Annotated in this window: 22 protein-coding genes and 1 tRNA gene; 13 read left to right on the forward strand and 10 right to left on the reverse strand. The window is 40.3% G+C overall.

The features are described from left to right. Window positions 1–3 precede the first annotated feature (3 nt). The 6 genes from phoU to PQO03_RS04040 all read right to left on the reverse strand — a co-directional run bounded on the left by phoU (window position 4) and on the right by PQO03_RS04040 (window position 6,751). Window positions 4–690 (reverse strand): phosphate signaling complex protein PhoU, encoded by a 687-nt coding sequence (gene phoU / locus PQO03_RS04015; RefSeq protein WP_274151315.1) that lies wholly within the window; start codon window positions 688–690, stop codon window positions 4–6. Window positions 691–705: 15 nt separating this feature from the next. Then, complete coding sequence (pstB, locus tag PQO03_RS04020) at window positions 706–1,473, reverse strand: phosphate ABC transporter ATP-binding protein PstB (RefSeq protein ID WP_274151317.1); 768 nt, start codon at window positions 1,471–1,473, stop codon at window positions 706–708. Between the two features lie 37 nt (window positions 1,474–1,510). After that, window positions 1,511–3,163 (reverse strand): phosphate ABC transporter permease PstA, encoded by a 1,653-nt coding sequence (gene pstA / locus PQO03_RS04025; RefSeq protein WP_274151319.1) that lies wholly within the window; start codon window positions 3,161–3,163, stop codon window positions 1,511–1,513. 5 nt (window positions 3,164–3,168) lie between these two features. Next, entirely contained in the window at window positions 3,169–5,388 is a 2,220-nt protein-coding gene (locus PQO03_RS04030; protein WP_274151321.1) for an ABC transporter permease subunit, read from the reverse strand. Window positions 5,389–5,472: 84 nt separating this feature from the next. After that, complete coding sequence (locus PQO03_RS04035) at window positions 5,473–6,429, reverse strand: PstS family phosphate ABC transporter substrate-binding protein (RefSeq protein WP_274151322.1); 957 nt, start codon at window positions 6,427–6,429, stop codon at window positions 5,473–5,475. Window positions 6,430–6,669: 240 nt separating this feature from the next. After that, window positions 6,670–6,751, reverse strand: a tRNA-Leu gene (locus tag PQO03_RS04040). Between the two features lie 247 nt (window positions 6,752–6,998). On the opposite strand from PQO03_RS04040, the gene PQO03_RS04045 reads away from it, so the two are divergent. Genes PQO03_RS04045 through PQO03_RS04075 form a run of 7 tightly spaced genes read left to right on the forward strand, consistent with a single transcriptional unit; the run spans window position 6,999 to window position 13,174 of the window. Beyond that, window positions 6,999–9,206 (forward strand): carboxy terminal-processing peptidase, encoded by a 2,208-nt coding sequence (locus PQO03_RS04045; RefSeq protein ID WP_274151324.1) that lies wholly within the window; start codon window positions 6,999–7,001, stop codon window positions 9,204–9,206. 9 nt (window positions 9,207–9,215) lie between these two features. Next, window positions 9,216–9,797 carry a histidine phosphatase family protein gene (locus PQO03_RS04050; protein WP_274151326.1) on the forward strand — a complete coding sequence of 194 codons (582 nt, stop codon included), beginning with the start codon at window positions 9,216–9,218 and terminating at the stop codon, window positions 9,795–9,797. Further along, on the forward strand, window positions 9,776–10,315 hold the full coding sequence (cobU, locus tag PQO03_RS04055; RefSeq protein WP_274151327.1) for a bifunctional adenosylcobinamide kinase/adenosylcobinamide-phosphate guanylyltransferase: 540 nt from the start codon (window positions 9,776–9,778) through the stop codon (window positions 10,313–10,315). Before PQO03_RS04050 ends, cobU begins: the two co-directional genes overlap by 22 nt. Beyond that, a complete protein-coding gene (cobT, locus tag PQO03_RS04060; protein WP_274151329.1) occupies window positions 10,308–11,348 on the forward strand; it encodes a nicotinate-nucleotide--dimethylbenzimidazole phosphoribosyltransferase in 1,041 nt (346 codons plus the stop codon). Before cobU ends, cobT begins: the two co-directional genes overlap by 8 nt. Then, window positions 11,341–11,718 carry an adenosylcobinamide-GDP ribazoletransferase gene (locus tag PQO03_RS04065; protein ID WP_274151330.1) on the forward strand — a complete coding sequence of 126 codons (378 nt, stop codon included), beginning with the start codon at window positions 11,341–11,343 and terminating at the stop codon, window positions 11,716–11,718. Before cobT ends, PQO03_RS04065 begins: the two co-directional genes overlap by 8 nt. After that, window positions 11,694–12,107, forward strand: coding sequence for an adenosylcobinamide-GDP ribazoletransferase (locus PQO03_RS04070; protein WP_337993445.1), 414 nt, complete (start codon window positions 11,694–11,696; stop codon window positions 12,105–12,107). The genes PQO03_RS04065 and PQO03_RS04070 overlap by 25 nt, the downstream gene beginning before the upstream one ends. 14 nt (window positions 12,108–12,121) lie before the next feature. Beyond that, window positions 12,122–13,174, forward strand: a complete 1,053-nt coding sequence (locus PQO03_RS04075; RefSeq protein WP_274151332.1) for a M28 family peptidase — start codon at window positions 12,122–12,124, stop codon at window positions 13,172–13,174. Between the two features lie 61 nt (window positions 13,175–13,235). Here the strand turns inward: PQO03_RS04075 and PQO03_RS04080 are convergent, their stop codons facing one another. The 3 genes from PQO03_RS04080 to PQO03_RS04090 all read right to left on the reverse strand — a co-directional run bounded on the left by PQO03_RS04080 (window position 13,236) and on the right by PQO03_RS04090 (window position 15,921). Beyond that, window positions 13,236–14,351: a phosphoserine transaminase gene (locus PQO03_RS04080; RefSeq protein ID WP_274151333.1), complete on the reverse strand. Its 1,116-nt coding sequence runs from the start codon at window positions 14,349–14,351 to the stop codon at window positions 13,236–13,238. 15 nt (window positions 14,352–14,366) lie between these two features. Continuing rightward, window positions 14,367–14,924, reverse strand: a complete 558-nt coding sequence (locus PQO03_RS04085) for a NifU family protein (RefSeq protein ID WP_274151335.1) — start codon at window positions 14,922–14,924, stop codon at window positions 14,367–14,369. A 130-nt stretch (window positions 14,925–15,054) separates the two neighbouring features. Then, complete coding sequence (locus PQO03_RS04090) at window positions 15,055–15,921, reverse strand: DMT family transporter (protein ID WP_274151337.1); 867 nt, start codon at window positions 15,919–15,921, stop codon at window positions 15,055–15,057. Between the two features lie 428 nt (window positions 15,922–16,349). Between PQO03_RS04090 and PQO03_RS04095 the strand changes: the two genes are divergently transcribed. The 4 genes from PQO03_RS04095 to PQO03_RS04110 are packed head-to-tail and all read left to right on the forward strand — an operon-like array spanning window position 16,350 to window position 20,150. After that, window positions 16,350–17,807 (forward strand): glycine--tRNA ligase, encoded by a 1,458-nt coding sequence (locus PQO03_RS04095; protein WP_274151339.1) that lies wholly within the window; start codon window positions 16,350–16,352, stop codon window positions 17,805–17,807. A gap of 5 nt (window positions 17,808–17,812) precedes the next feature. Beyond that, a complete protein-coding gene (locus PQO03_RS04100) occupies window positions 17,813–18,391 on the forward strand; it encodes an anthranilate synthase component II (protein WP_274151341.1) in 579 nt (192 codons plus the stop codon). Beyond that, window positions 18,388–19,443, forward strand: coding sequence for a histidinol-phosphate transaminase (hisC, locus tag PQO03_RS04105; protein WP_274151342.1), 1,056 nt, complete (start codon window positions 18,388–18,390; stop codon window positions 19,441–19,443). Before PQO03_RS04100 ends, hisC begins: the two co-directional genes overlap by 4 nt. Then, complete coding sequence (locus tag PQO03_RS04110; protein ID WP_274151344.1) at window positions 19,440–20,150, forward strand: pseudouridine synthase; 711 nt, start codon at window positions 19,440–19,442, stop codon at window positions 20,148–20,150. Before hisC ends, PQO03_RS04110 begins: the two co-directional genes overlap by 4 nt. A gap of 104 nt (window positions 20,151–20,254) precedes the next feature. On the opposite strand, the gene PQO03_RS04115 is transcribed toward PQO03_RS04110, so the two are convergent. Further along, on the reverse strand, window positions 20,255–21,340 hold the full coding sequence (locus tag PQO03_RS04115; protein ID WP_274151345.1) for an AI-2E family transporter: 1,086 nt from the start codon (window positions 21,338–21,340) through the stop codon (window positions 20,255–20,257). Between the two features lie 230 nt (window positions 21,341–21,570). Here PQO03_RS04115 and sbcD point away from each other — a divergent pair, with 230 nt between their 5' ends. Next, window positions 21,571–22,785 (forward strand): exonuclease subunit SbcD, encoded by a 1,215-nt coding sequence (gene sbcD, locus PQO03_RS04120; RefSeq protein ID WP_274151347.1) that lies wholly within the window; start codon window positions 21,571–21,573, stop codon window positions 22,783–22,785. Beyond that, a complete protein-coding gene (locus PQO03_RS04125; RefSeq protein ID WP_274151349.1) occupies window positions 22,782–26,453 on the forward strand; it encodes an SbcC/MukB-like Walker B domain-containing protein in 3,672 nt (1,223 codons plus the stop codon). The genes sbcD and PQO03_RS04125 overlap by 4 nt, the downstream gene beginning before the upstream one ends. Window positions 26,454–26,592 lie beyond the last annotated feature (139 nt).

The following is a 26,592-nucleotide window of genomic DNA, read 5'->3' on the forward strand; positions in this document are numbered from 1 at the left end:
AGATTAATCGTCCTCCTCTTCTTCAGCAGTCATAAGTTCCGCATGGTGACGGACTATAGAACCAGAAACTTTATAGTAGATATCCTCACAGATATTGGTGAAATAATCTGCGGTACGTTCAAGTGTACGTGTCATTGAGAAAAAGAACATGAGTTGAGTCAAATTACCATCATTTTTACTGATGCGATCGGTGATATGCATGATGAGTTCCTTGTTGAGTTTATCAACTTCTAAATCAAGATTACACACTTCGATAACAGTTGCAAGCTTATCGTTGTAACAACAATCAATTGTGAGGTTCATCATGTGCAGCACTTTGGGGAACATCTCGTGAAAGAGTTCGGGAACTTCTACAGGACCAGCTTTAATGATTTTTTTGAGATAGCGGCAAATGTTAACAGAAAGGTCGCCAATGCGTTCTAAATCATTATTTATTTTCAAGATACTGATAACTTCGCGAAGGTCGGAAGCCACGGGTTGATAAAGTGCTAAAATTTTAAGTGAATCTTCTTCTATATTGATTTCTTCTTCATCAATCGCTTCATCGTGTTTGATAACTTGATTAGCAAGTTCTTTGTCTACATCGATAAGAGCCTTGTAGCTCATATTTAGACTTGAGTTGACGTCTCCAGCAAGTTCAAGCAGGCGGTTTTTAAGAATAGTGAGTTCACGATCCATATGAGTTTTCATAATTATATCTCCTGATTATCCAAAGCGACCACTGATGTAGTCCTCGGTTTGTTTATTGCTGGGGTTAGAGAATATATTCTCGGTTTGATCAAATTCGATGAGTTTTCCCATATAAAAGAAAGCGGTTTTATCTGAGACACGAGCGGCTTGATGCATATTATGAGTAACGATGACAATAGTAAAATCTTTTTTGAGTTCATGAATGAGCTCTTCAATTTTAGTCGTTGCGAGTGGGTCTAATGCAGAGCAAGGTTCATCCATTAAGATGATTTCTGGTTGACAGGCAATGGTGCGTGCTATACAGAGGCGCTGTTTTTGCCCTCCGGAGAGTCCTAGGGCATTTTTATCTAGACGATCTTTGACTTCATCCCAAAGAGCCGCAGCTTTTAAACTTTTTTCTACGACTTCATCGAGTTCAGCTTTATTGTTACGACCCGCAATACGCAAGCCATAAACAACGTTTTCATAAATAGATTTAGGGAAAGGATTTGAGTGCTGAAAAACCATGCCAACACGACGACGCAATGCAATGACATCGGTGTCCTTACTATAAATACTATTATTATTGATTGTGATATCGCCGCGATGTGAAATGCCTTCAACGAGATCGTTCATGCGATTCATATTGCGGAGTAGAGTCGACTTACCGCAACCAGAGGGGCCGATATAAGCGACCACTTCTTTTTCGGGAATATCCATATTGACGTCGAACAAAACTTGGTTCGTGCCATAAAGAAAATCGAAATTTTTAATCTCAATAAGTTTTTTGTTAACTTGATTCATAATTTACCTATACTTTAAAATAATTTTATTAAAAAGATTAAAACGCAGTACTTGCGTATCTTTTCTTGAGTCGTTGACGAATAATAATGCCAGTAAGATTCAAAACAGTTACGGTTAAAATGAGAAATAGAGTTGTCGCATAAACCATCGGTTTAGCGGCTTCGGAATCTGGCGATTGAAAACCCAAGTCATAGATATGAAAACCTAAATGCATGAATTTTTGATCTAAGTGTACAAAAGGAGCCGTGAAATCAACGGGAAGTGCATGTACCACTTTAATAACACCGACAAGCATGAGAGGCGCGACTTCTCCTGCGCCTCGTGCCATCGCCAAAATCATACCTGTGATAATTCCGGGTGTCGCTGATGGTAGAATGATAGTCCAGATAGATTGCCACTTGGTTGCGCCACAGCCCATGGCACCTTCACGGAGTCCACTAGGAACCGAAGCTAAAGCTTCTTCAGTGGAAACAATGACCACGGGCAAGGTCATTAAAGCCAAAGTGAGAGAGGCCCATAGGAGGCCACCACCACCAAATACAGGTTCGCCTGTAGCCGCTTTCCAGTCGGAGAAAAAGAGTTCATCAACTCGTACACCAACGACATAGATCAAGAAGCCAAGACCAAATGCTCCAAAAACGATTGAGGGAACTCCTGCAAGGTTATTGATAGCAATTCGAATAGAGCGAGTTAAGAGTGATTCTTTGGCATATTCATGAAGGTATATAGCGGTAATAACCCCAAAAAATGTCACAGGAATACACATGATAATGGTCATCACGAGTGTCCCTACAATTGCCGGGAATATACCTCCTTCAGTATTAGCTTCCCGAGGTGAGGCAGTGACATATTCGTAAATATTATCAAAGAATAAGGCAAGCTTGCCCATAGTGGTGAGTTGATTGGGGAAATTGTAACGGATGATATTGCCGATACTGAGGTCGTAAGTCATCCCACCGCTAACTTGAACTTTAAGATTATCTTTATTTTGTTCTTTGAGTATCAAATTGACTTCGGTAGATTTCTGATCAGCAAGTTTTTTAAGTGTTTCAATTTCAGTGAGTAGTTCAGTCGTGTCTACGCCATCTCGTTCATTGACGTAAACCTCCACTTTAAGTTTTTTGAGAGTATGTGAAAGCTGGCGAAGATCACCATGGATTATATGCTCTGCTTGTTTACGTTTTTTATCCGCAGTTTCCAAGGCGGCATCAAACTGTGTTTGGAAATTAGCGTCATCAATATCAAAGACTTTACCATCGGCGGTGAGCTCAAGTGGAATCACCATGGCACGACTATCAGTTTCACGTTCAATGAGCATTACTTTAGGATTGCGCTCAGTTTCAATTGTGAGGTCTTTCTCAGGAATAAAAACAAAAGTGCTACCATATGCATCACGGTTAGCAGTGTAAAATTGAACAGAGACGGGGGCAGGGCCAGTTTGTTTGCCTGGAAGTTGTTGTTCGACACGCTTCACTTCAATACCAAGGAATTTTTGACTTTTGATTCCCTGTTTATCTTCTATAGCTAAACTTACTGGAACATTAGCCGTAATGACATCCTTGGGCCAGAAAACACCAAGTCCATAGTAAATAATCAAGGCGAGGATTGATACGGTCATAGCAAGACCAAATGTGAGCCCTAAGCCTGCAAGCCAGACTTTAGCTTCGCCGATTGTTTTTTGTTTTTCCATGTTGATTAAACCTTATACTTGTTACGGAGATGCTGACGCATGATTTCCGCAATTGTGTTAATGACAAACGTCATAAGGAAAAGAAGTAGAGCACCCAAAAAGAGTGTCCGAAAGAGTGTGCCATCTTTTGGGGCTTCAGGTAATTCAGTGGCAAGATTTACTGCGAGAGTACGCATGCCTGAAAAGGGGTTGCTCTCCATAATAGGGGTGCCACCACAACAGAAAAGCACAATCATGGTTTCGCCAACAGCACGACCTAAACCAATCATACAAGCAGAGAAGATACCAGCAGAGGCGGTGGGTAGAACAACTTTAATCGCTGTTTGCCAACGGCTTGCACCAAGGGCGAGAGAAGCAGAAGTTAAGTTTTTCGGGACATTGGAAAGCGCGTCCTCGGCAATAGTGAAAATAATGGGGATAACGGCAAAACCCATTGAAAAACCAACAACGACGGCGTTTTTGGATTCATAGTTCAGATGAGCTTCGTTATTCCACCATGCTTTAAAACTTCCGCCAAAAACAATGTTTTCGAAAATAGGTCCCATTTTCCAGCCGATAATCGCAGAGATAATGAGTACTGGGATAAGCCAAATGAACTCATGACCATCTTTACTTTTACTGAAAGAACCAATTTTGATTTTTGATTGAATATAAGCAAATATAATGGTGATTGCTGGTACAGTCACAAAAACCATAATTAAAGAAGGGAAAGTGTTTTCTAGGCGTGGAGCAAGCCAAATAGCACCAAAAAAACCAATAATGACTGAGGGTAGAGAAGCCATGATTTCCATTAGTGGTTTAACTATTTTTTTAATATCAGGGTGTAAGAATTGTGAAGTGTATAAAGCCGCCAAGAGTGCAATAGGCATCGCAAAAAGCATGGCATAGAAAGTAGCTTTCAGTGTGCCATAGATTAGCGGTAGCATGGAGAGCTTCATTTCGGCTTCATCAGTTCCTCCGGTAGATTCCCATTTGTAGGAAGCTTCTGGAGCACCTTCATAGTGAATTTTTCCAAAGAAAGTTTTCCAGCTTGATTCTGGATGTGGGTCATTGAGACTAAATTGATGGAGTTGAGCATTGCCGTCGAGCAGGAATATATTATCGTACTTCGCTGAAATAGTAATAGCCTTAATGACAGAGTCCGCGGTGTATTCCCATCGTTTTTGCTCAGTGGTAAAGTTATACATACGTATAAGTTTATCAGAACTGACCAAGAAACTTTTGTTACGCCCACTTCCGCTATACTTGTATTCACTAGCTCTAGGAAGAGCTTCAAATTCGTGCTTAGTTTCATGAAACAGCAGTGGAGTTTTCGGATTTTCTTTATAATAAGAAAGACCGATCATTTTTCCATTTTGATCTATAGTGACAAGCGATTGATCACCGAGAATAGGCGCAATAAGTGCATTTTCTATTTGTCCTAGACTCTTGTTCTGCAAGAGTTCGGGTTCACTTCCCGTGCATTTAAAAATAGTAAGCTCACCATTGGTATTGGTAGTCGTGATTTGATCGGCTTGATTTGAAACGAGTAAGTTTTTGAGTGTGCCAGTATATTTAAGTTGAAAATCACCTTCGATTTCTAAGTCACCTGCATTACCAAATAAATCCATACTTTGACTTAGGTAGGCAATATGAATCTCGTTGCTTTCCCCATCGTTGATGACTGCTGCGCAAAGCTTTTGTTCGTCTTGAGCACCATAGGAAATTTGTGAGATTTCACCCTTTTTACTAAACTCAAAAGGGCCAGCAATGGATGGATCTTGTATAGTCACCCATTGATTATCCTTTTCTTCTCGAGAATAATTGAGGTCAATAATAAAAAAACGACCCTGATTAGTTCCCGCAATAAACTGTTGCTTGGCTTGGTTGTAGGTGGAAGCGGAGATCGCCTCATCAAGATTTAAATTTAAGAATGTCTTCAGTTCTATTCTCTTGATGATCGAACCAGAATTTAGATCGTGGAAAAGTATTTCTTTAGAATCGATAGTTGTAGGAGTAGTCGACCATTCATCAAGTGCGAAAGCAAGCATGTCTTTACTGCCGAGTTGGATCGAGTTAACTTTTTCTACTTCGGCCTTTTTACTTAAGGGGCAGACCTCATAAACAATGTAGAGCAGGAGACACATTACCGCAGCAATAATACCAATACCACAGATCTTGATGGCTCCGGTCATGAACTTATCTACAATGAGGGTCTTTTTTGATGTACGCATCAGGTCGGACATTTAATTTCCTTTAAACAAATGAATGAGATCCTTCTTGGAAGGACCTCACACAGAGATTAATTTAAATTTTCTTAATGATATAACTTATTTAATAGCTTTGAGGAATTGATCTGCAACTTTTGCTGGGATGGGGTAGTAACCATCTTTTTCCACGATCAACTGACCTTCTTTCGAAAGGATGAAACTTAAAAATTGGTAAGTTAAGTCATCTAGTTTTTTGCCGGGCTTTTTATTGACGTAAATGTAAAGTGTACGAGCAAGGGGGTATTTTCCTTTGAGGCAATTATTGAGTGTAGGTTCGTAGAAAGACTTACCATCTTTTGCTAGAGGAAGAACACGTACTTCAGAAGTTTTGTAGCCGATACCAGAGTAACCGATTCCAGAGAGTTCTTTTGCGATGGAACTAATAACAGAGCTCGAACCAGGCATTTCTTTCACAGTTGCTTTATAGTCACCTTTTCCAAGTGCGTGTTTTTTGAAGTAAGCATAAGTTCCGGAAGCTGAATTACGACCATATCTAGAGATAGGTGTGTTAGACCAGTTTCCGTCCAGGCCGAGTTGGCCCCATGAAGTGATGTCAGAGCCACCTTTTTTATATGTAGAGGAGAAAATACTATCGAGTTTTTGAAAATTAAGACCTTGGATAGGATTGTCTTTGTGAATAAAAACGGCTAGAGCATCAATAGAGACGCCAACAGCAACTGGCTTGTAACCGTACTTTTTTTCAAAGGCATCCATTTCAGAACTTTTCATTGGACGACTCATAGGAGCGAGCTGAGAAATCCCTTGAGTTAAGGCAGGAGGAGCAGTAGAAGAACCTTTGCCTTCAACTTCAATTTTCACGTTAGGATATTTACGTTGAAAACTTTCGCTCCAGAGAGCCATCAGATTGTTGAGCGTATCAGAACCCACTGAGCTTACTTTACCTGATAGTGATGGTATTGATTGATAGTCTTTTAAATCGGCATCTACGGCACTTACTGAAGTAGCAAGGGTGAGAGAAGTAACTGTGAAAGCCAATGTTTTTTTGAGGAAGTTCATTTTTTTGTTCCTTAGTTTTTATTTGCTTAGTATCGTACTGTTGAGATGTCCACAGTCTATCAGCGGGAATAACTTTAACAAAAGTCGGTTGGTTCAAGAGCAATTAAACTTATGTTAAGCTAAGGTTAAATCAGAATGGTTTGTAAAGAGGAGCCCTGATTATTGAACGGCGGCCTTATCTCGGGAATATGATTCATCGAAAAAAAGGCTCAGATCAATAATGATCTGAGCCTCTTAAAGTACTCGAAGCGGGAGTCGAACCCGCACGGATTTCTCCACACGGCCCTCAACCGTGCGCGTCTGCCAATTCCGCCACTCGAGCTTCCTAACAGACCAATCTCCGAAGAGATTGCTGGCGTTCAAAACGATGTTTTGTTCTTGAACGTGGTCATAATAGATTATTTTGTTTTTTAGTCAATCGCATTTGCTATTTTTTTGTAATTTCGATAAAAAGCTGATTATTCTAATCTAAGTAGGGGATGGGTCAGTGATCTCAAGTGTTTTAAGTAAGAATGGGGTGATTAAGTAAATGTTTTTTTTACATATCTACTCGGTGTCGTTGATTCGATATGAAAACTAGATACATTAAAGAAAACCAATTTTATGAGAGAACTGATCCTATGCCTGCGAAATTATTAAGTGCCTTATTATTTTTCACCTCCTTTGTTTTATCTGCGGAGGAAGATTTTGTCGCCTCGGAAAAAGAGCGCCAAGTCACTCGTGTCGTCGCTCAACTGATGACTCATCTTCATTATGAAAAAAAGCCTCTTGATGACGAAATGAGTAAAGCAGTATTTGAAGAGTTCTTTATACGCCTCGACTATAGCAAAAGAATTTTTCTTAAATCCGACTATGAACAGTTCACTAAGTATCGTCCTTTTTTGGACGATATGTACCTTCAGGGCGACTTGACTTTTGCCGAGTTATTTTTCAAACGTTTTAAGCAACGAGTTCAAGAAAGATTGGATTATGCTGAAAAACGTCTGGCGAAAGGTATGGAACTCAAGCATGGCGGAGTTTTAAGTTTAAATAGAAAAGATGCCGAATGGGAAGAGAGTTCAGAAGATTTAGATGATTTATGGGATCGTTATATCGAAAATGAAATCATCAATATGCATATTGGCAATATTGCTAAGCAGTTAAAGAAGGATGATAAAGAAAAGAAAACCGCAGAAGAAGAGGCTGCACTTAAAGAAGATAATGGCTCAATGGAAGAGCAGGTACGTCGCAGAATTATTTTTCGCTTAACAAATTTATTAGAAATGGAAAGAGGTAAATTCTTCGAAATGGCGATCTCTATGATGACGGGCTGTTTCGATCCTCATTCAACTTATTTTGGACCAAAGAGTATGGAAGAGTTCGAGATTATGATGAAGCTCTCGCTCACAGGTATTGGTGCCACTTTAACCAATAGTGATGGTTACACTAAAGTAGTAAGAGTGATGCCGGGCGGACCAGCTGATAAAGGCAAGCAACTCAAAAAAGGTGATCGTATAATTGAAGTTGAGCAAGCTGGTGAAGAACCTGTCAATGTTATTGATATGCCTCTTTCGAAAACGATTGGCATGATCCGTGGTCCGAAAGGTAAAGTCGTTACACTGCACATTTTACGTGGTGGTGTCAATGGTGTACGCCACCTCATCAGCATTAAACGCGATAAGATTGAAATTGCAGATTCAGCGGCAAGAAGCAAATTATTCGAACTTGAGAGAGATGGTAAAACTGAGAAAGTGGGAGTCATCTACTTACCATCTTTTTATTATCACCCTGGAACTAAGGGTAAAGATGATGGTAGAAGTTGTGCAAATGATATTAAAAGTGAAATTCTCAAGTTAAAGAAAGAAGGCATGCAATCACTGGTTTTTGATCTACGTGACAATGGTGGGGGCAGCTTGAGTGAAGTTATTAAAATGACTGGCTTTTTTATTAAAGATGGACCTGTGGTTCAAGTGAAAGATTATCGCGGTGAAATTGAAGTCCAAAAAGATCGTTCAAATGATATTGTCTACGGTGGACCACTCACAGTTTTAGTGAATCAACACTCAGCATCAGCCTCCGAAATTTTTGCAGCGGCAATCCAAGATTACGAACGTGGCGTTGTAATTGGTAGTGCGGATAGAACTCATGGTAAAGGTACGGTTCAACAAGTTTATGACTTAAAGAGAATTCAGCAAATGGCTGAGCTCGCTAAAAATAATTTCAAACCAGGTGAACTCAAATTCACAATCGCTAAGTTTTATCGCATTAATGGTGGTTCAACGCAAAAAATGGGTGTGATTCCAGATGTGATTCTTCCACACTTTTACGATAAAGAAAACGGTGGTGAAGCTTCGCTTCGTCACTCGCTTAAATACGACACTATCCCAAAAGCTAAAGTAGAAAAAGAAGTCTCCGTTCGTTCAGCCTTGCCAGCATTGACAGAGAAATCTAATATTCGAGTTGGTAAAAGCGATGATTTTACTGAGCTACAAAAAGAATTAGATTATTATAGAGAGCGCTATGAAGATAAAGAAATCTCTCTCAATGAAAATCAACGCATTGAAGAATTTAAAGAACACTACAAGCGTTCTAAAGACCGCAAAGATGTTCTCCGTCGCCTCTCTGGTCGTGAGCCTAAAGCGGAAGAGGATGAAGATGAGATTGAAGGCTTAGGTGCTTTCTCTCAAGATGGTCGTCAAGAAATTCTTATGGATCTCTATTTGAAAGAAGCGATCAATATTGCGATTGATTTAAAAATCATGGCTGAAGATAAATCTTCTAATTTAGTTTTTCGCTAAGCTTAATTGATGAGGCTTTTCCTCTTTCGCCACTTTGCTCATCAAGGCAAAGTGGGAGCTTTCTATGGTAGTACAAATCTCGAAATTATACCCCGAGCGGTATCAGATTTAAGCATCAATAAAGATATTGATGTTTTATCAAGCCCACTTTTGCGTTGTCAGCAAAGCTTAGAGCGTCTCGGCTTAGTTGCCCGAGATTCTCTTGAGCAAGCCCAAGAAGTCGATTTTGGTGAATGGGAAGGTTTAAGTTATGAAGAGATTGAGAAAACATATCCCGCAAAAGTTCTCGAGTGGCAAAATGATGATGATTTCACTTTCCCAAAAGGTGAGTCCCTTAAAGACTTTCACGCGAGAATAATTGAATTAGCTGAGATCATCAATAAACAAAAAAAAGATATTTTTTTAATGACGCATGGCGGAGTGATTCGCTATCTAATCTGTCATTACCTCGGCTTAGATTTTAATAAGAGCCTTGCTTTTAAAGTGGATACAGGATCATTAAGTACTATCGATATTTTTGATGAGGGACTCGGCATTTTAAGTAGTTTAAATTTAAAGGAAGAAGACTCATGGCGCGCATCACTTTTATAACGGGAGGTTGTCGTTCCGGAAAAAGTAGCAAGGCAGAAGAACTTTGCCTAGCATCTAGTACTCCTCATCATTACTTAGCGACTGCAACTGCGTTTGACGATGGAATGAAGAGGCGTATAGAGGCGCATCAGCTTCAAAGAGCTGAAGAAAATTGGAATAATATTGAAGAGCCTTTAGATATCCTTAAGGTAATCAAAAGCCTTAAGCAAGGCAGTGTCTTAGTCGACTGCCTGACTTTATGGATCAATAATCTGATGTGGGAAGCTGAGCAAAATAAAATCGAATTAAATGAATCCATGATCAGTGAACGTGCCAGCGAAATAATTAAAGCTATGCAAGAAAGCCCTTGTGACTTCTTCGTGGTTTCTAATGAAACAGGCATGGGGATCATGCCCATCAATGCTCAGGCACGTCTATTCGGCGATTTAGCAGGGCGTTGTAATCAACTCTTTGCGAAGTCAGCCAGTCGAGCAATCCTTATGGTGAGTGGTTTAGCACTGGATTTAAAGGATGTTTAAAAGTCTAGAGATAAGGCCTCTGAATCAAAGCTTTGCGAATGCCGCAAAACAACGTTTAGATGAATTAGCAATTCCATTAGGCGCATTAGGCGACCTAGGTGACTTAGCCGTTAAACTAATGATTTCTCAAAAATCACTGACGCCAACGTTCAAGAACCGAGAACTCTATTTATGTGCAGCGGATCATGGTATAGCCTCTCAGGGCGTTAGCAAATACCCACAAATTACTGATAAAATCCTCGCTTGTGCGAGTCATAGTGGTGCGGTGATTAATGCTCTTTGTGAAACTCATAATTGCACTTTATCCTTGTTCGATTGTGGTTTAATCAATGAGCCAAAGACTGGCAGTGTCAAAATTTTCACTCGAGTAATTGCTCAAGGTGGCACAAAAGACTTTTCAATCGAACCAGCCATGAGTTCAGAACAATGTTTAAAGGCACTTGAAAATGGTATAGAGTTAGGGAAAACAAGTTCAAGCGACTTAATTCTGTTGGGGGAGATGGGGATAGGAAATACCAGTTCTGCGAGTGCGATTTACGCAAAGTTAGAAGGTTTACAAGCCATTGACTGTGTCGGCGCGGGTACCGGCTTAGATGATGAGGGTATCCAACATAAAGCAAAGTTAATTCAGCAAGGACTCGGTCGTTTTTCGATAGATGAATTAGCCGAGCCAGCCGCTGCTTTTGAAGTTTTGCGACAAGTAGGGGGCTTTGAATTAGCGACTCTTGTGGGAATCAGCCTTGGAGCAGCAAGTTGTGGTAAACTGATCCTACTCGACGGCTTTTTGTCTGCGGTAGTTGCGCTCCTCGCAAAGTCCTTCAACGCTCATGTGCTAGATTATATGATAGCGAGCCATCGCAGCCACGAAAAAGCCCATGAAGAGCTCTTAAAACTTTTAAATAAAAAACCTTTGCTCGATCTAAATATGCGACTAGGAGAAGGGAGTGGGGCAGTTTTAGCTTTGCCACTGATTGATAGCGTCTGTTCTATATTAGAGAATACCATGACCTTAAATGAGGCACTAGATGTTTAAGAGTTTTTTAATGGCTTTGTCTACGCTGACTTGCCTGCCGATTCCCTATCGTTTATATGAAAATGCCGATGCCAAAAGAAGCGCGGCTTTTTATCCTCTTATAGGCTTAGTTCTCGGACTTGTAGTAGCGGGCTTCGCGCTCTTACTAAATGAGCTGTTTTCGGCGAAGTTTAATGCTCTCATTATTCTATTTCTTACACAGGCTATCTCTAAAGCTTTTCACCTAGATGGATTAGCAGATTGCGCCGATGCTTTTTGGTCGAGCCGCTCGAAGGAAAGAAAACTAGAGATTATGAAAGATAGCCACATAGGAGTTATGGGCGCCCTCGCAATAGTCTTTATTCTATTGGCGAAGTATGTTTTTTATTAGCCTGCTTTAGCCAAAGACCACAATTGCTTTTTCTCAGTGTATTGCTGATGATCTTCTCGGGACGTTGCAGTTTGAGTTTTCACATGTTCTTAATTAAAGCAAAGAGTGAGGGCTTAGGCAATGCGTTTTGGAACCCTAAGTCAGCTTTTGTCGCCATCGGTTTTTACTTACTCACGGCCTTTGTTTTAGCCAGCTTTTCCATCCCACTAAAATTAACACTATCTACTTTAGTTATTGTTATTCTTAGCAACATTATTTGGGCTCGATACGTAAAAAAACACATTGACTACGGCTCTGGTGATACTTTAGGTGCCGCCTGTGAGTTAGGAGGATTAACGGCATTGATTAGTATCCATGAATTAGTACCACTTATATCCAGATTTATATAGGCAGAGAAAGAAATATGAAATTCATTAAAAAAATATTAATACGCCTAGGGAAATCAATCATTTCGATTGTTTTTGTACTAGCGATTTGTTTGGCTTCGATTTGGGCTTTTTTGCACAAGCCCTGGCTCAAAGCAGAAGCTAAGCATGAAACACAAGTCCAAGTTGATCCTGAACGAATGAAGGAGATTGTCAAACTATTTTCCGAGCGCTTTCATCCTCGATCTTACCGAGATCATGTGGCACTCTTGGCAACGGGGAAAACGATCCAAAAGCGTTTTGAGTCAACTCAAGGAAAAGTGGAAGTTCAAAAGTTTTCCGTCAGTATTGAAGAGAAGTCAAAAACGGTATCTAAAGAATATTTTAACGTATCCTGCCTTTTCGGTGAAGGTAAAGGCTCACGGATTATTGTGGGGGCTCATTATGATTCTCATGATATGACTCCCGGTGCCGATGATAATGCCTCGGGCGTAGCGGGACTTCTAGAATTAGCGTATTTACTTGATGCGGAAAAAGAGCTTAATTGTGAAATTGAATTAGTCGCTTACTCATTAGAAGAACCGCCATTTTTTGCCACAGGAGATATGGGTAGTGCTCATCATGCTCAGAAAATTTCGGATGAAAAAATTGATGTGAAGGCAGTCCTTATACTAGAGATGATTGGTTACTTTACCGAAGAAGCCAATTCTCAAGATTATCCAACACCCTTATTTAAATTGCTTTATCCCAGTGTGGGTAATTTTATTGCTATTGTGGGGAAATTGGATCAAGGCAAAATTACGGGTCAAGTAAAGCAATCTTTCATGACGGTAGAAAATTTAAAAGTGCAATCGATTAATGCTCCGGCACAAATCCCCGGGATAGATTTTTCTGATCATAGAAATTATTGGGCTAAAGGTTATCAGGCAGTCATGATTACTGATACGGCTTTTTATCGAAACAAAGAGTATCACACCGCGAATGATACTTGGGATCGCCTCAATTATGAGCAGATGGCCCTCGTCGTACAGGCAACTTTCAATACACTAATGAACCTCTCCAAACCAAATTCTGAAGAGCCAAAGAAATAAGTTAAAAACAAAAAAGCCCCTGATCAAATCAGAGGCTTTTTTTGTATCAGTGAACTAGAACTTATTTAACTTCGTTATAAGCCCATTCTAACCAAGGCATGAGAGCTTCAACATCAGAAGCCTCAACCGTAGCGCCACACCAGATACGCAGACCAGATGGCGCATCGCGGTAAGCGCCGATATCATAAGCAGCATCTTCATTAGCAAGAAGCTTAATCATAGCTTTGATTTTGTCAGCATCGAGGTCGAGTGTAAGACAAACGGAAGTCGTAGAGTTAGTCTCCTCAGATTTTGCGAGGAAGTCAATCCAGTCATGCTTAGCAACGAAGTCAGCAATGACTGCGGCATTAGCTTCTGAACGTTTAATTAAACCTGCTACACCACCTTCGCTTTCTGCCCAATTAAGTGCATCGACGTAGTCAGCCACTGCAAGCATTGAAGGTGTATTGATCGTTGCACCAGTAAAGATACCTTCGATAAGTGCTCCGCCTTTAGTCATACGGAAAATTTTAGGAAGAGGACGGCCAGCATCATAGCTTTCAAGACGCTCAACAGCACGTGGACTCAAAATGATCACACCATGACCACCTTCACTGCCGAGAACTTTCTGCCAAGAGTAAGTCACAACATCAAGTTTTTCCCAAGGCATGTCCATTGCGAAACACGCAGAAGTTGCATCGCAAATAGTTAAACCTTTACGGTCGTCAGCAATCCAGTCAGCATTATTAACGCGAACGCCAGAAGTCGTACCATTCCAAGTGAAAACAATATCGTGATCAGGGTTAGTTTGCGTGAGGTCAGGAAGTTCACCGTATTCAGCTTTAAACTGACGAACATCGGCAAGTTTGAGTTGTTTAACAATGTCAGTCATCCAGCCTTGGCCGAATGATTCCCAGAAACAAACATCTACAGGACGCTCACCGAGTGCTGACCAGAGAAACATCTCTACTGCGCCAGTATCAGAAGCAGGAACAATTCCCAAACGGTAACCTTCTGGAAGACCCAAAAGTTCTTTTGATTTATCAATAGCATATTTAAGAGTGCTTTTGCCGACTGCAGAACGGTGTGAACGACCGAGTGTATCGAGAGTCAATTTATCGACAGAATAACCGGGATGCTTAGCGCAAGGACCGGAAGAAAAGTTAGGACAGGCTGGTTTTACTGTTGGTTTATTCATATTAGCTTCCTTTAATTAATAACTATGATTTGCAATTTGAACGGTGATACGTGGATCAAACTGTTCTTGAAGAATGTTTTCAATCGCCATAAGTGTCCCAGTTGTTGAACTCGGACAAGAGCCACAGGCGCCTTGATAGCGAACGCTTAGGACCATTTCATCTGAAAGGTCAATGATGTCGAGTCCGCCACCATCCATGGCTAAGCCTGGGCGAATGGTTTCGTCTAAAATATCATCGATTTCAAAAACGAGTGCCTGCTTATCGCCAAAGTTGATTTCGGGAACGGCTTGAGCTTTAAATTCGATAGCTTCAACGCGATTATTGATTTCGTCCTTAATGGTCATTTCGATTTCAAACCAGTCAGATTCATCATTTTTTGTAATAGTGATGTAATTATCGCGGTAAAAAACACTGACAACTCCTTCAACGGCGAAGCATGCGCGTGATAAATCATCGCTTGCCTCAGCTACGGATGAAAATTGGCAGATGCCATCTTCGAGTATCGTTTCGTTTAAAACGTACTTCAAGGCATTGGGATTTGGAGTGGTTTCCATGTGGGTGACAAAAATCATGATGTATTCCTAAAATAAAATTTCCATAAAATACACGAAATATTATAAATAAAAGTTTTTTAAGACGAGAAGTCGCTAGAAATGCTGTCGGCCCCTAGGGATCAAGAATTAAATGACTGGATTATATCGTCTAAGATTTACGATTACAGATGATTAAACCTAAGATTGTCATTATTAAGGCTAAAGCAATATTGATGGTAAATGACTCTCCTAAAAAGAATACACCCAAGAATGTGCCCACCAAAGGCACGAGGTAATTGCTAAAAGAAGTGAAAGTTGGCCCTGCAATGCGTACCGACTGAATATAGAAGAGGTAAACAATTCCAGAGGCAAAGACGCCAAGTATAAATAGATAAGCCCAGGCCTTGCTATCAGTGGGTAAATTAAAACCCTCCGCGTAGAGCCAGTAAATAAGAAAAGGAATTGAGTAAAGCATTAAAATAAAACGTGAGGCATGCAAGGCCGAAATACTATTAGGGATCCTATCCATGAACATGAATGCCCAGGCAAAGCAAAAAGCCGCTCCTAAAATAGCTGCGTAACCTTTCAATGAACCCGAAAAGCTGCTCGCGCTAGGGTTAATCAGGATAAATAAACCCACAAAGGCAACGGCCATACCGATATATTGCCACCGTCCTGCTTTTTGTCCTTTGCCGACTAGGTTTTGTAATAAGGCAGTGAAAACGGGGATGATTCCCAAGATGATCGCCACCACGGCGGAGTCTAATTGTTGCTGGCCATAGCCAATTAAATAAAAGGGGATTGCGGCATCCGTTGCACCCAGGGCAATAAAGAGAATCAGTAGTTTTTTGTCGAGTTTTATCTTTTTTTTGCGTTCCTTAGGGATAAGCAAAATCATAATGCTCAAGGTAATGAATCCGAAAAACATGCGCAGAGCCGCTAAACCTAAGGGAGAAAAATGTTTTAGAATATAATCATTTAGTAGGAATTGTGATCCCCAGATGAGGCCAATGCAGAGCATTAAAATGTATTTCATGTCATTCCTTTTTTCTAAGTGAATATGAGAATAATGGCTGGAGGTAAATATTCACCTAGGTGAGAAGATTTATCACTTGTTTTTATTATCCTAGTGGAAGTGGCATAGCGATTTTTATTGATACGATATTCCTTAAAGTGTTAATGTTAAAAACTTTGCAGTAAAATTGAGGTAAGGATTTAAAAAGCTTGCTTCCCTTAATCTTTAGTCGTATGTTCACTCAGCATAAAGAAATTTATGTTATCTTGCGTTTGTAGTAGTGTGAGTCCTCAGCTTCGGCTGAGGGCTATTTTTCTTTAATGAAATAAGCTCCAAATGACTGTCTTCAAGCAAAAGAAATTGCGTCTCAAGAGGCAAGTCATTATGTAAAATTAAATTTGGGTGCTCTATTGTCGGGTTTTTATTTTAATTATTCATAGGATCAATTTATGTCTTCTAAAGCTACTTTGGAAAAGATTACAAATTTATGTAAACGCCGTGGTTTAATTTTTCAGAGTTCAGAACTCTATGGTGGCTTTAATGGCTTCTGGGATTTCGGACCCTACGGTACAGCAATGCGTCGTGCGGTTGAATCCACTTGGTGGGATTACATGGTGGAACAACGTGACAATGTTGTCGGACAGGATTCCACTATTATTTGCCATCCACAAGTATGGAAAGCCTCTGGTCACGTAGACCAATTTGCCGACATCATGGTTGATAATAAAATCAGTAAGAAACGCTATAGAATTGATAATTTACTCGAGCAACAAAACGAACAAGTTTTAGCTAAAGTTGCTGAACTCATGGGCTCTGAAGCTGATATTGGTAAACTCGAAGCCGCTTTTGAAACCAAACTTCAAGATAGCGAAAATATCGATACCGTGCTCATTGATGCTCAAGTCATTGATCCTGCTACAGGTAAAGTAGGGGACTGGACGCCACCTCGTCAGTTCAACCTCATGATGCAAACTCATGTAGGACCCGTTATAAGCGAAGAAAATAAAGCTTATTTACGTGCAGAAACTTGTCAGCCAATTTTTATAAATTTTCAGACTATCTGTAACTCAACTCGTCAAAAACTTCCCTTTGGTATTGCTCAAACGGGTAAAGCTTTTCGTAACGAGATCAATCCTCGTAACTTCATTTTCCGTTCACGCGAATTCAATCAAATGGAATTAGAGTTTTTCTGTCACGCCGATGATTCAATGGAATGGTACAATTTCTGGCGTGATCAACGTCTTGCTTTTTATTCTGATGTACTCAAATTCAAAGACGGTAGCATGAGAACTCATGATCACGATAAACTTGCGCATTACGCAAAAGCCGCAATGGATATCGAATTCGAATTCCCATTTGGTTGGGGAGAGCTCGAGGGTATTCACCACCGTGGTACTTGGGACTTAAGTCAGCATGCTGAATTCTCCGGTCAAAAACAAGAATACTTTGATCAAGCACGCAATGAAAAATACGTTCCTACCGTAGTGGAAACTTCTGTAGGTCTTGATCGCTTGATGTTAGCACTACTGTGTGAAGCCTATGACGAAGATGAAGCTATAACAGCAAAAGATGGCAAAGAAGTAGAAGGACGTGTAGTTATGCGCTTTCCTGCAATTATTGCTCCTGTACAAGTGGCAATTTTACCTCTCTCCAAAAAACTTTCTGAGGGTGCTCGTGAAATTCATGCTAAACTCAAACCTTTCTTTCGTACTGAGTATGATGAAGCACAAGGTATTGGTAAACGCTACCGTCGCCAAGACGAGATTGGTACACCTTTCTGTTTGACCTATGATTTTGAATCAAGCGAAGATAATTGTGTCACTGTACGTGAACGAGATAGCATGAGTCAAGAACGCGTTGCTGTTGATCAGCTCGCCAACTACCTCATGGATAAAATTAGAGGCTAATTATTATGTTAGTAATGATCGACAACTATGATTCCTTCACTTGGAACTTAGTTCAATATTTCGGTGAATTAGGCCATCTTCCAAAAGTCATTCGCAATGATAAAATTACGATTGAGGAATTAGAAGAACTGAAGCCCCAGGCTTTAATTATTTCACCTGGCCCTTGCTCTCCTAAAGAAGCAGGGATTTCTTGTGCGGCAATTAAACACTTTGCGGCCAAGGGTGTTCCTGTATTTGGTGTATGCCTCGGCATGCAGTCGATTGTTGATGTCTATGGTGGGACTGTGGGACGAGCGCCCATGTTGATGCATGGAAAAACTTCTCCCATTGAACACAGTGGCCAATCCGTTTTTGTCGACTTACCTAGCCCTTATGATGCTACGCGTTACCACTCACTCTGTGCTCTTGGCGATCTTCCGGATTGTTTAGAAGTCACTGCGAGAAGTGATGATGGCGTCGTGCAGGGCATAATGCACAAAGAATTACCTGTGCATGGTGTGCAATTTCACCCTGAGTCAATTTTGACTGAGCATGGTCATGATCTCTTAAATAACTTTTTGAAAATTGCGGGGATCGCTAAGTGAGCTACTTTCGCTCAGATATTGAAGCAATGAAAGGTTATACTCCTGGGGAACAACCCAAGGGTCGTGTCTTAGTGAAATTAAATACCAATGAAAACCCATTTCCGCCTTCTCCAAAAGTTATTGATGCAATCCGGAATTATCCCTTCGAAGAATTGCGTAAATATCCAGCACCTTACTCTGATTCAGTACGTGAAGCAGCATCCAAGGTCTACAATATTCCTGCAGATCAAATTATTGCAGGCAATGGCTCAGATGATATCCTCACAATTCTTTTTCGCTCTTTTGTGGCAGAAGGCAACTCAGTTGGCTGGCTCAATCCTTCTTATTCTCTTTACCCTGTATTAGCGAATATTCAGGGCGGTGAACATTTGACTATTGATCTCAAGGAAGATTTTAGCTTGCCCGAAAACTTGGCAGAAAAAGCTAAAGGATCAAAACTTTTTTTCATTACCCGTCCTAATGCACCCACGGGTAATGCCTTCGAAAAAGAGCGCTTGAGACAATTTGTGGCGGATTATGATGGCGTTGTTGTTATTGACGAAGCCTATGCAGATTTCTGTACAGACAACTGTTTTGATATGATTGACGAGTTTCCGAATCTGATCATTACACGTACCCTTTCAAAGAGCTATTCCTTAGCAGGTATTCGTGCGGGATTGGCCTTCTCCAACAAAAACTTGATTCAGGGCATGCACAAAGTGCGTGATTCCTATAATGTTAATGGCCTCAGTCAAGCAGCTGCGACTGCGGCCTTACTTGATCAAGAATACTTTCTGGCAAATACTGCCATCATCATTAAAACGCGAGAAAGCGTTGAAAAGACTCTAAAAAATCTCGGTTTTGATGTGAAGCCATCTGAAGCAAATTTTCTTTTCTGTATTCCCCCAATGGATGCAGAAAAATATACCCATGCAGTGAAAGAGGGCGGTTTTTTGATTCGCTATTTCAAAACTACAGGGATTGATAATTACGTTCGCATTTCTATTGGAAGCGAAAATGAAATGGATGAGTTCTTGTCACTAACAGCAACTATCCTTAAGGACAATAAATGAGAATAGCAAAATATATCGCAGCCTGTGGCGTTTGTTCACGACGTAAGGCTGAAGAACTAGTGAACGAAGGTTTGATCACTATTAATAATCATAAGGTAAGTGATTTATCGACAAAAGTAGATGTAGATAAAGATGAAGTTCGCTACCGTAGAAAACCTTTGGTTTTAGAAAAAAAATTCTATTACCTTTTAAATAAACCCATTGGCTATGTTTGTACGAATGATGACCCTTTTGCAGAAAAAAAGACAATTGACTTAATCCCTGATAAAGGTCGCCTTTATACAGTTGGCCGCTTAGATAAACCCTCAGAAGGACTCATTGTCCTAACTAATGATGGTGACCTAGCAAAAATTATGACGCATCCCTCTTACGAACTAGAGAAGAAGTATCGCGTTACCGTAAAAGGTCACGTCAGCCAAAGAAAACTCGATTATATCGTGAGTGATGGCATCTCTATTGAAGGGGTTAATTACCGCGTACTTGATGCTAGAATCAAGAAACAAGTCCCTGGTGGCTTCATGATTAACTTCACCCTCAACGAAGGTAAGAATCGCGAAATTCGCAAAATCTGCCAATTTCTTGATTTGCAAGTTAAGCGCTTACGTCGTTATGAGATTGCAGGCATCACCATCGGTAAACTTCCTCCAGGTGCATGGCGTCCAATGACCCAAGCTGAAGTTCGCTTCCTCAAGAAATTAGATAAATAGAGTCTAGTTAAGTCTTTTTTTTATTCTTCATGCCGAAACTCACCTTCGGCATGATTTTTTATTTTTAGACCTCATAAAATGGCTTTGATAAGCTTATTATAAAACTAGTTTGTCGTAGTAATTTCTTCTGGGTGATCAACCCAATCCATGAAAATACGGTAGGCCACTGCGAGTAGGGTCGCACCTAAGAAAAGACCTATAAGACCGCTTGCCACCATGCCTCCCAAGGCTCCAATAAGGATGACAGGCATAGGTGCATCAACACCCCTGCCGAGTAAAATGGGTTTCAGGACATTATCTGAGAGTCCACCAATAATGAAGTAAAGCGTAAAGAAGCCATTAAATAATACTGAGTTTTCTGTTCCCATCCACATATAAGCTAAGACGGGAATGATGACAAGGGCTGCAGGTACTTGTAAAATCCCGAGGAACATAACGAGCAAGGCAATGATACCCGCCATAGGGACATGTGCCATAAGTAGGCCAATACCTATAATAAGTGCTTGAATAAAGGCAACACCAATTACTCCCGTTGTTACAGAGCGTACGGTCATGACCGATAGTGAATTTAACTTTTCGCCGCGCCCTGAACCCACAATGCGATTCGATATCCGCTTCATCGCCTGACTACCTGATTCTCCCCAAGTCATCATAAAGCCCGCAATAACAATGGCACCTAAGAACATGGCAACCGAAGCAATAGCACTGCCACCTTTCGCCATAGCTTTTTTGGAGAAGGATTTTATCGGTTCTTTATACTCAATCAAAAAATCTGTGAAATCATTAGAGGCTTCGCTCCAGACTTTATGGATTTGGGGTCCTAGTACCGGCCATTCTTTTACGTTTTCACTCGGAGGTTTAATATCTAAATTTCCTGCCTCATAAGTACTATAGATATTTTGTACATGATCGACTAATGAAGCTCCCAAAGAAATTACAGGTAGACCTATAAGTAAGCAAGAAATCATAACAACTAATGTAGCCGAACGTCCTTGCTTGCCACCCATACGAATAGCCAATTTTTGCTGTAGAGGATAAAGAACAATAGCAATGATAAGCGCCCAGAGCATAATTAAGGCAAAGGGAGCAAATACTTTTATACAAAGAGAGCATAGATAAAGAATTAAAGTCATACGGATCAAGAGATCCATCATTGATTTTTTATTTAAGGGCTCATGTTCATTCGTCATTATATGTCCTTGGATTAAGTTTTGAAAAAGTTCAGTATTAATTAGATCATATTTTAAATCATTTATGTCTTTAAAAAAAGCGAAAGAATCTTTTTTAGCTAGTTATTAATTAATCATTTTGTAAGCTCTGAGGGAAAATTCGAAGTATATAAGTTAAAATAAGAGTTTATTCAGAGTACAAATGACGCTACAATAAGGCATAGAAAATTATAAGTGATATGAGAGTAACAATGAGGATTATACATACATCGGATTGGCATTTGGGTCAGAACTTCATGAATAAGAGCCGAGAGCCCGAACACCGCGCCTTTCTTGTGTGGTTACTGAAGCAATTGATTGAACATAAAGTCGATGCTCTCGTAGTCGCTGGTGATATCTTTGATACAGGCACGCCTCCAAGTTACGCCCGAAAAATATATTTTGATTTCTTAAAAAGTGCAGCGAAAGAGTGGGGTGGTCAGGTGGTGATTGTCGGTGGCAACCACGATTCAGTGAGCACACTTAATGAATCAGGTGGAGTCTTGGAAGTTGTCAATACTTTTGTCATTGGTGGTGCGGCAGATGACCCAATAGATGAGGTATGTGCTTTGAATAAACTTTCAGGTGAGCCCGGAGCCATTATTGCCGCAGTTCCTTATTTACGGGACCGTGACGTCCGAATATCGGAAGCTGGGCAGAGTGCTGATGAGAAGTCAGCGGCACTCCGCAAGGGAATTAGCGATCATTATGCGGAAGTTTATGAAGCTAGCAAAATAAAAGCATCTGAAATAGGTGGTGATTTACCTTTGATTGCAACGGGTCATTTAACCACCTCGGGCAGTGAACTCAGCGAGGGCGTACGCGAGCTTTATATTGGGACATTACAGGGCTATGATTCAGCCTCCTTCCCCGAAGACTTTGATTATATTGCTCTGGGGCACTTACATAAAAAACAGGTAATGGGTCCACGTGAACAAATTCGTTATTGTGGTTCACCCATACCACTATCGTTCATGGAAGCCAAATATGAGCGCTCAGTTAATTTAGTCGATTTAAAAGCAGGTGAAAAACCTGTCGTTGAAGAATTAGTGGTGCCGATTCATCAAAAGCTTTTGAGCCTAAGTGGCAAATTAAATGAAATTATCGAGCAGATTCAAAAACTTCCAAGTGAAGACGAAGCTTACTGGCTCGAAATTCAAATTGAGCTCGATGGTACAGAAGGCAATGTCATAAGCCAAATTAATGATTTAACACTTGAGATGAAACACGAGGTTTTGCGAGTCAAGCGTCAGCATAAAAACAAAGAGCTTCGTTTAAAGCGACTCAATGCCGAGAGGTTACATGAAATGACTGTGGAAGAAGTCTTTGAGAAACGCCTAGGCATAGCGGAATTGGATGAAGATCAGAATGGAATCCTTAGGCATTTATTTAAACAAGCCAAAAACTTGGTGGAGCAGAAATCGTGAAAATTCATAAACTAAAGTTTAAGAATCTCAATTCACTCAAAGGTGAATGGCAGATCGATTTTGATGAACCGGAATTTCGCGATAATGGTCTCTTTGCCATCATGGGACCTACCGGTGCAGGAAAAACGACGATTCTCGATGCGATTTGTTTAGCCCTTTATTATCGAACCCCGCGTTTAGATAAAGTGAATTCGAGTCACAACGAAATCATGACGCGTCATACGGGGGAATGTTTTTCAGAAGTTGAATTTTCAGTCAATGCCAAACGTTACCGTTCTTGTTGGTATCAGCAACGGGCATCTAAAAAAGCGGATGGGAAACTGCAACCCCTAAGGCTTGAGTTAGTTGATATGGAATCGGGCAAACCGATGGAAACGCAAATCAAAAAGATTCAGCCCCTCATTGAGAAAATCACTGGATTAAATTACGACCGTTTTATTCGCTCCGTGATGTTAGCTCAAGGTGGTTTTACTGCTTTCCTCAAAGCCAAAGAAGAAGAAAAAGCGGGAATGCTAGAGGAGATGACTGGCACAGAAATTTATACCTTGATTGGTATGAAAATTTTTGAGTGTGAAAAAGTCGAAAAAGAGCAACTGGCATTGCTTCAAGCGCGTTTAGGTGAATCCAAGCTCTTGAGTGAGGAACAAGTCGAAGACTTGCAAAACCATAAAGGGACTAAGGGACTGGAACTTAAGCTTGAAATAACTAAGCAAAAAGAACTTAAAGATAAGTTGGGCTGGCATGAGAATCTTATTAAAATATCTTCAAATATAGAAGCTGATCGACTTAATGAGCTCAATTCTAAAAAAGAACTTGAGGCATTTTTACCGCAACAAAAACGCTTAGATCGTTATGTACCAGCACTGGCCCTCCAAGCTAAGTACGAAGAGTTCAAAAAAATCTCTACTGACTTAGATTCTGTAGTTAAGGCTGGGCAGCAACTTGCTAAACAAGCCAAAGAAAAAGAAATTGAGTTTATAGGATCTGACTTAGCGCAAAAACAGAAAAATGATGAGATTGAAGTTTTTGAATTAGCTCGTGAAAAAGAAGAAAAAATGATTAGGGAAAAACTGATTCCCTTAGATCAAGAGCTAGCCAAAATTATGGTGGAGCATGAGTCACAAGAAAAACTTTTTACCTCCAAATCAAAAGAGCTTCAAATACTTCTCAAGGAAATTGAAGAAGTTAAAAACAAGCTTGCTTTAGATCAAAAAAACGTACTTGCTCAAAATTCATGGCTGGATAAGAATAAAAGTTTGGTGGCTTTAGAGGCACAGTTACCACTGATCAAAGACTCTTTGAATCGCCTTAAGTTGAAATCTGATGATTTACATAAAGAACAACTTTCCTTTGACGCCAATCAAGGTTTAGCCATAAAGGCCAAAGAGCAATCAAAATCATTAGCGCAAAACGCAGAAAAGTCTCAGGCGGAACTTACTGAGATCACTAACTTACATTCTGAAAAAAAGACTTACTTAGAAGTGAAACTAGCCGGTCGTGAACTGGATAATTTGACTAATGAATCATATCAATTCGATCAGCAATTAAAGGATTTGCTTCACTTAAAAAAGCTTGCAGGTGAACTCCTTGAGAAACAAGAAAGAAAAAGCGAGAAATTGGTGAAGCTTCAAGCTAGTCAGAAAAATCAGCAAGAAGAAGGCAAAGAACTAGAACTTATAGAAGTAAATCTTAAACAGAGTCAAGATTTAGTGGAAGCACGTCGCCTAATTTGGGAACGAGAAAAACAAATTTGTTCACTAGAGCTTTATCGTCAGCAGCTTCAGGAAGAGGAGAGTTGTCCGCTGTGTGGTTCGAAGGATCATCCCGGGATTAAAGCTTATGCGAAGATAGAGCTTTCCAGCTCCGAAGCATCCTATCAAGAGGCTCAAGCTCAAGAAAATGATTATGTACTTAGACATAATAAACTAAAGACCAAATTTGAATTGACTAAGCAAGAGATTACAAATTCACAGGAAGCGCTAGAAATTGACGGACTTGAATTCGAAAAAATTCATCAGGCCTATTTATCTCTGTCGGCACAATTAGAGCTGAAATCAGAATTCACAGATAAAGAAGAATTACAGAGTGTCGAGCTAGAGAAGCAGCAAGAACAACAAAGACTGAAACAGAACTTAAGTGAATTAAAGCAGCTCACGAAAGAATTGAACCTATTGGAGATTAAGCTTCAAGAAGCTACTCGAAAATCCCAGAAGATAAGTACAGATTCCTTAATTCAATTAAAGGAATACAAAGCTCAAGAGCAAGCCTTGGAATTGCAAGAAAGCAAAGTGCGGGAACTCAAGAGTGACGTTCAGAAGGAGCAAGAAGGGATAAAATCCACCCTGAAAAAATTGGATATGTCCTTGCCTGCAGATAAGCAGATTCCAGCTTTTCTCACAAAACTGCAGGATGAGTTTGAGATATATAAGAAAAACCTAGTAGATGTACAAGCCTTGACTCAATCCTGTGCAATCCATGAAGCGAGTTTACAGGGCAAAGCCGGCACGGAAAAGAAATTAAACTCAGCTCATCAAACTGAGCAAGAGAAATTTGAGATATTAAGCAAGAGCCTCAAAGAGCTTCAATTAAAGCGTCGTGAACTCTATGGAGAAAAAAATATTGAGCATTGCCGCAAGCAATTCCAAGAAAAATCTAATGTTTTACAAGTCAACTTAAAGAAGCTAGTAGAAGCTCGACAAATACAGCAAACAGCCTTTAAGGTACTCACGACTCAATTGCAAGATAATCAAATTCAGGAAAAACTCTCAGCTCAAGAACTGACCCAGGTGAAAATAAGCTTTGAATCATCGCTTAAAGCGTCTGAATTTACAGATGAAATGGACTTAAAGGCCGCTTTCCTTCCCGAAAGTGAGTATCAAGTACTTAGCAAAAAATCAGAAAAACTTAAGCTCTCCTATAATGCCGCTACCACTAGCTTGAAGAATAGTGAACAATCTTATCAGCTCGAGTTGGATAAAAAATTGACTCTAGAGAGCTATGAAGACCTTAAGCAAGTCGACTTGGCCTTGGTGCAAGTTTTAGCTGAAATAACACGTCAAATCAATGGTTTTGAATTTAAACTGAAGGCGAATACGGAAGAACAAGAGAAGTCAGCTGAATTAAGTCAACTAATATTAGATCAAGAGAAAGTTCTGAAAAGTTGGAGTCATTTATCGAGTCTGATCGGAGATGCCAAGGGTGAGAAGTTCTCTCGTTTTGCACAAAGCATAAGTTTAGAATATCTCACAGATTTGGCTAATGAGCATTTACTTCGACTCTTTCCTCGCTATGAATTAAAAGTGGGTGAGAAACTAGAACTTCAGATACTCGACTCCTATCAAGCCGATATCATTCGCCCTGTGAGTACTTTGAGTGGAGGAGAAAGCTTCTTAGTGAGCTTGGCACTAGCACTGGGGCTCTCGGACCTAGCTTCTGATACAGTAAGCATAGAATCACTATTTCTAGATGAAGGCTTTGGGACACTCGATGCAGAGACTCTAGATGTAGCACTCGATGCCCTAGATAGTCTTAAAAACTCAGGACGTATGGTCGGGGTAATCTCTCATGTAGAAGCTCTTAAAGAACGCATAACGACACGTATTCAAGTTTTTGCGGCTAATGGTGTGAGTCATCTCGAGGAGCGTTTTCGTATAATGGCTAAAGCTTAAGAAGCTGAACCCTGAACCCAAAAATCTGAGTAAAAAGAAACACGATTACCCATAAAGCGGGGCAAAGCCCCTAATCGCCTGGTCAAGGAAAGGCATTTCCTTGCTGGGGGAGCTCGAGGGGGACAGCGTCCCTCTCGTA

The sequence above is a fragment of the Lentisphaera profundi genome (assembly GCF_028728065.1).
In the GTDB taxonomy this organism is placed as follows: domain Bacteria; phylum Verrucomicrobiota; class Lentisphaeria; order Lentisphaerales; family Lentisphaeraceae; genus Lentisphaera; species Lentisphaera profundi.

Bases quoted from the DNA above. Each gene is read 5' to 3' on its own strand.
- phoU (WP_274151315.1), bottom strand. From the start codon at position 690: ATGAAAACTCATATGGATCGTGAACTCACTATTCTTAAAAACCGCCTG.
- pstB (WP_274151317.1), bottom strand. From the start codon at position 1,473: ATGAATCAAGTTAACAAAAAACTTATTGAGATTAAAAATTTCGATTTT.
- pstA (WP_274151319.1), bottom strand. From the start codon at position 3,163: ATGGAAAAACAAAAAACAATCGGCGAAGCTAAAGTCTGGCTTGCAGGC.
- PQO03_RS04030 (WP_274151321.1), bottom strand. From the start codon at position 5,388: ATGTCCGACCTGATGCGTACATCAAAAAAGACCCTCATTGTAGATAAG.
- PQO03_RS04035 (WP_274151322.1), bottom strand. From the start codon at position 6,429: ATGAACTTCCTCAAAAAAACATTGGCTTTCACAGTTACTTCTCTCACC.
- PQO03_RS04045 (WP_274151324.1), top strand. From the start codon at position 6,999: ATGAAAACTAGATACATTAAAGAAAACCAATTTTATGAGAGAACTGAT.
- PQO03_RS04050 (WP_274151326.1), top strand. From the start codon at position 9,216: ATGAGGCTTTTCCTCTTTCGCCACTTTGCTCATCAAGGCAAAGTGGGA.
- cobU (WP_274151327.1), top strand. From the start codon at position 9,776: ATGGCGCGCATCACTTTTATAACGGGAGGTTGTCGTTCCGGAAAAAGT.
- cobT (WP_274151329.1), top strand. From the start codon at position 10,308: ATGTTTAAAAGTCTAGAGATAAGGCCTCTGAATCAAAGCTTTGCGAAT.
- PQO03_RS04065 (WP_274151330.1), top strand. From the start codon at position 11,341: ATGTTTAAGAGTTTTTTAATGGCTTTGTCTACGCTGACTTGCCTGCCG.
- PQO03_RS04075 (WP_274151332.1), top strand. From the start codon at position 12,122: ATGAAATTCATTAAAAAAATATTAATACGCCTAGGGAAATCAATCATT.
- PQO03_RS04080 (WP_274151333.1), bottom strand. From the start codon at position 14,351: ATGAATAAACCAACAGTAAAACCAGCCTGTCCTAACTTTTCTTCCGGT.
- PQO03_RS04085 (WP_274151335.1), bottom strand. From the start codon at position 14,924: ATGATTTTTGTCACCCACATGGAAACCACTCCAAATCCCAATGCCTTG.
- PQO03_RS04090 (WP_274151337.1), bottom strand. From the start codon at position 15,921: ATGAAATACATTTTAATGCTCTGCATTGGCCTCATCTGGGGATCACAA.
- PQO03_RS04095 (WP_274151339.1), top strand. From the start codon at position 16,350: ATGTCTTCTAAAGCTACTTTGGAAAAGATTACAAATTTATGTAAACGC.
- PQO03_RS04100 (WP_274151341.1), top strand. From the start codon at position 17,813: ATGTTAGTAATGATCGACAACTATGATTCCTTCACTTGGAACTTAGTT.
- PQO03_RS04110 (WP_274151344.1), top strand. From the start codon at position 19,440: ATGAGAATAGCAAAATATATCGCAGCCTGTGGCGTTTGTTCACGACGT.
- PQO03_RS04115 (WP_274151345.1), bottom strand. From the start codon at position 21,340: ATGACGAATGAACATGAGCCCTTAAATAAAAAATCAATGATGGATCTC.
- sbcD (WP_274151347.1), top strand. From the start codon at position 21,571: ATGAGGATTATACATACATCGGATTGGCATTTGGGTCAGAACTTCATG.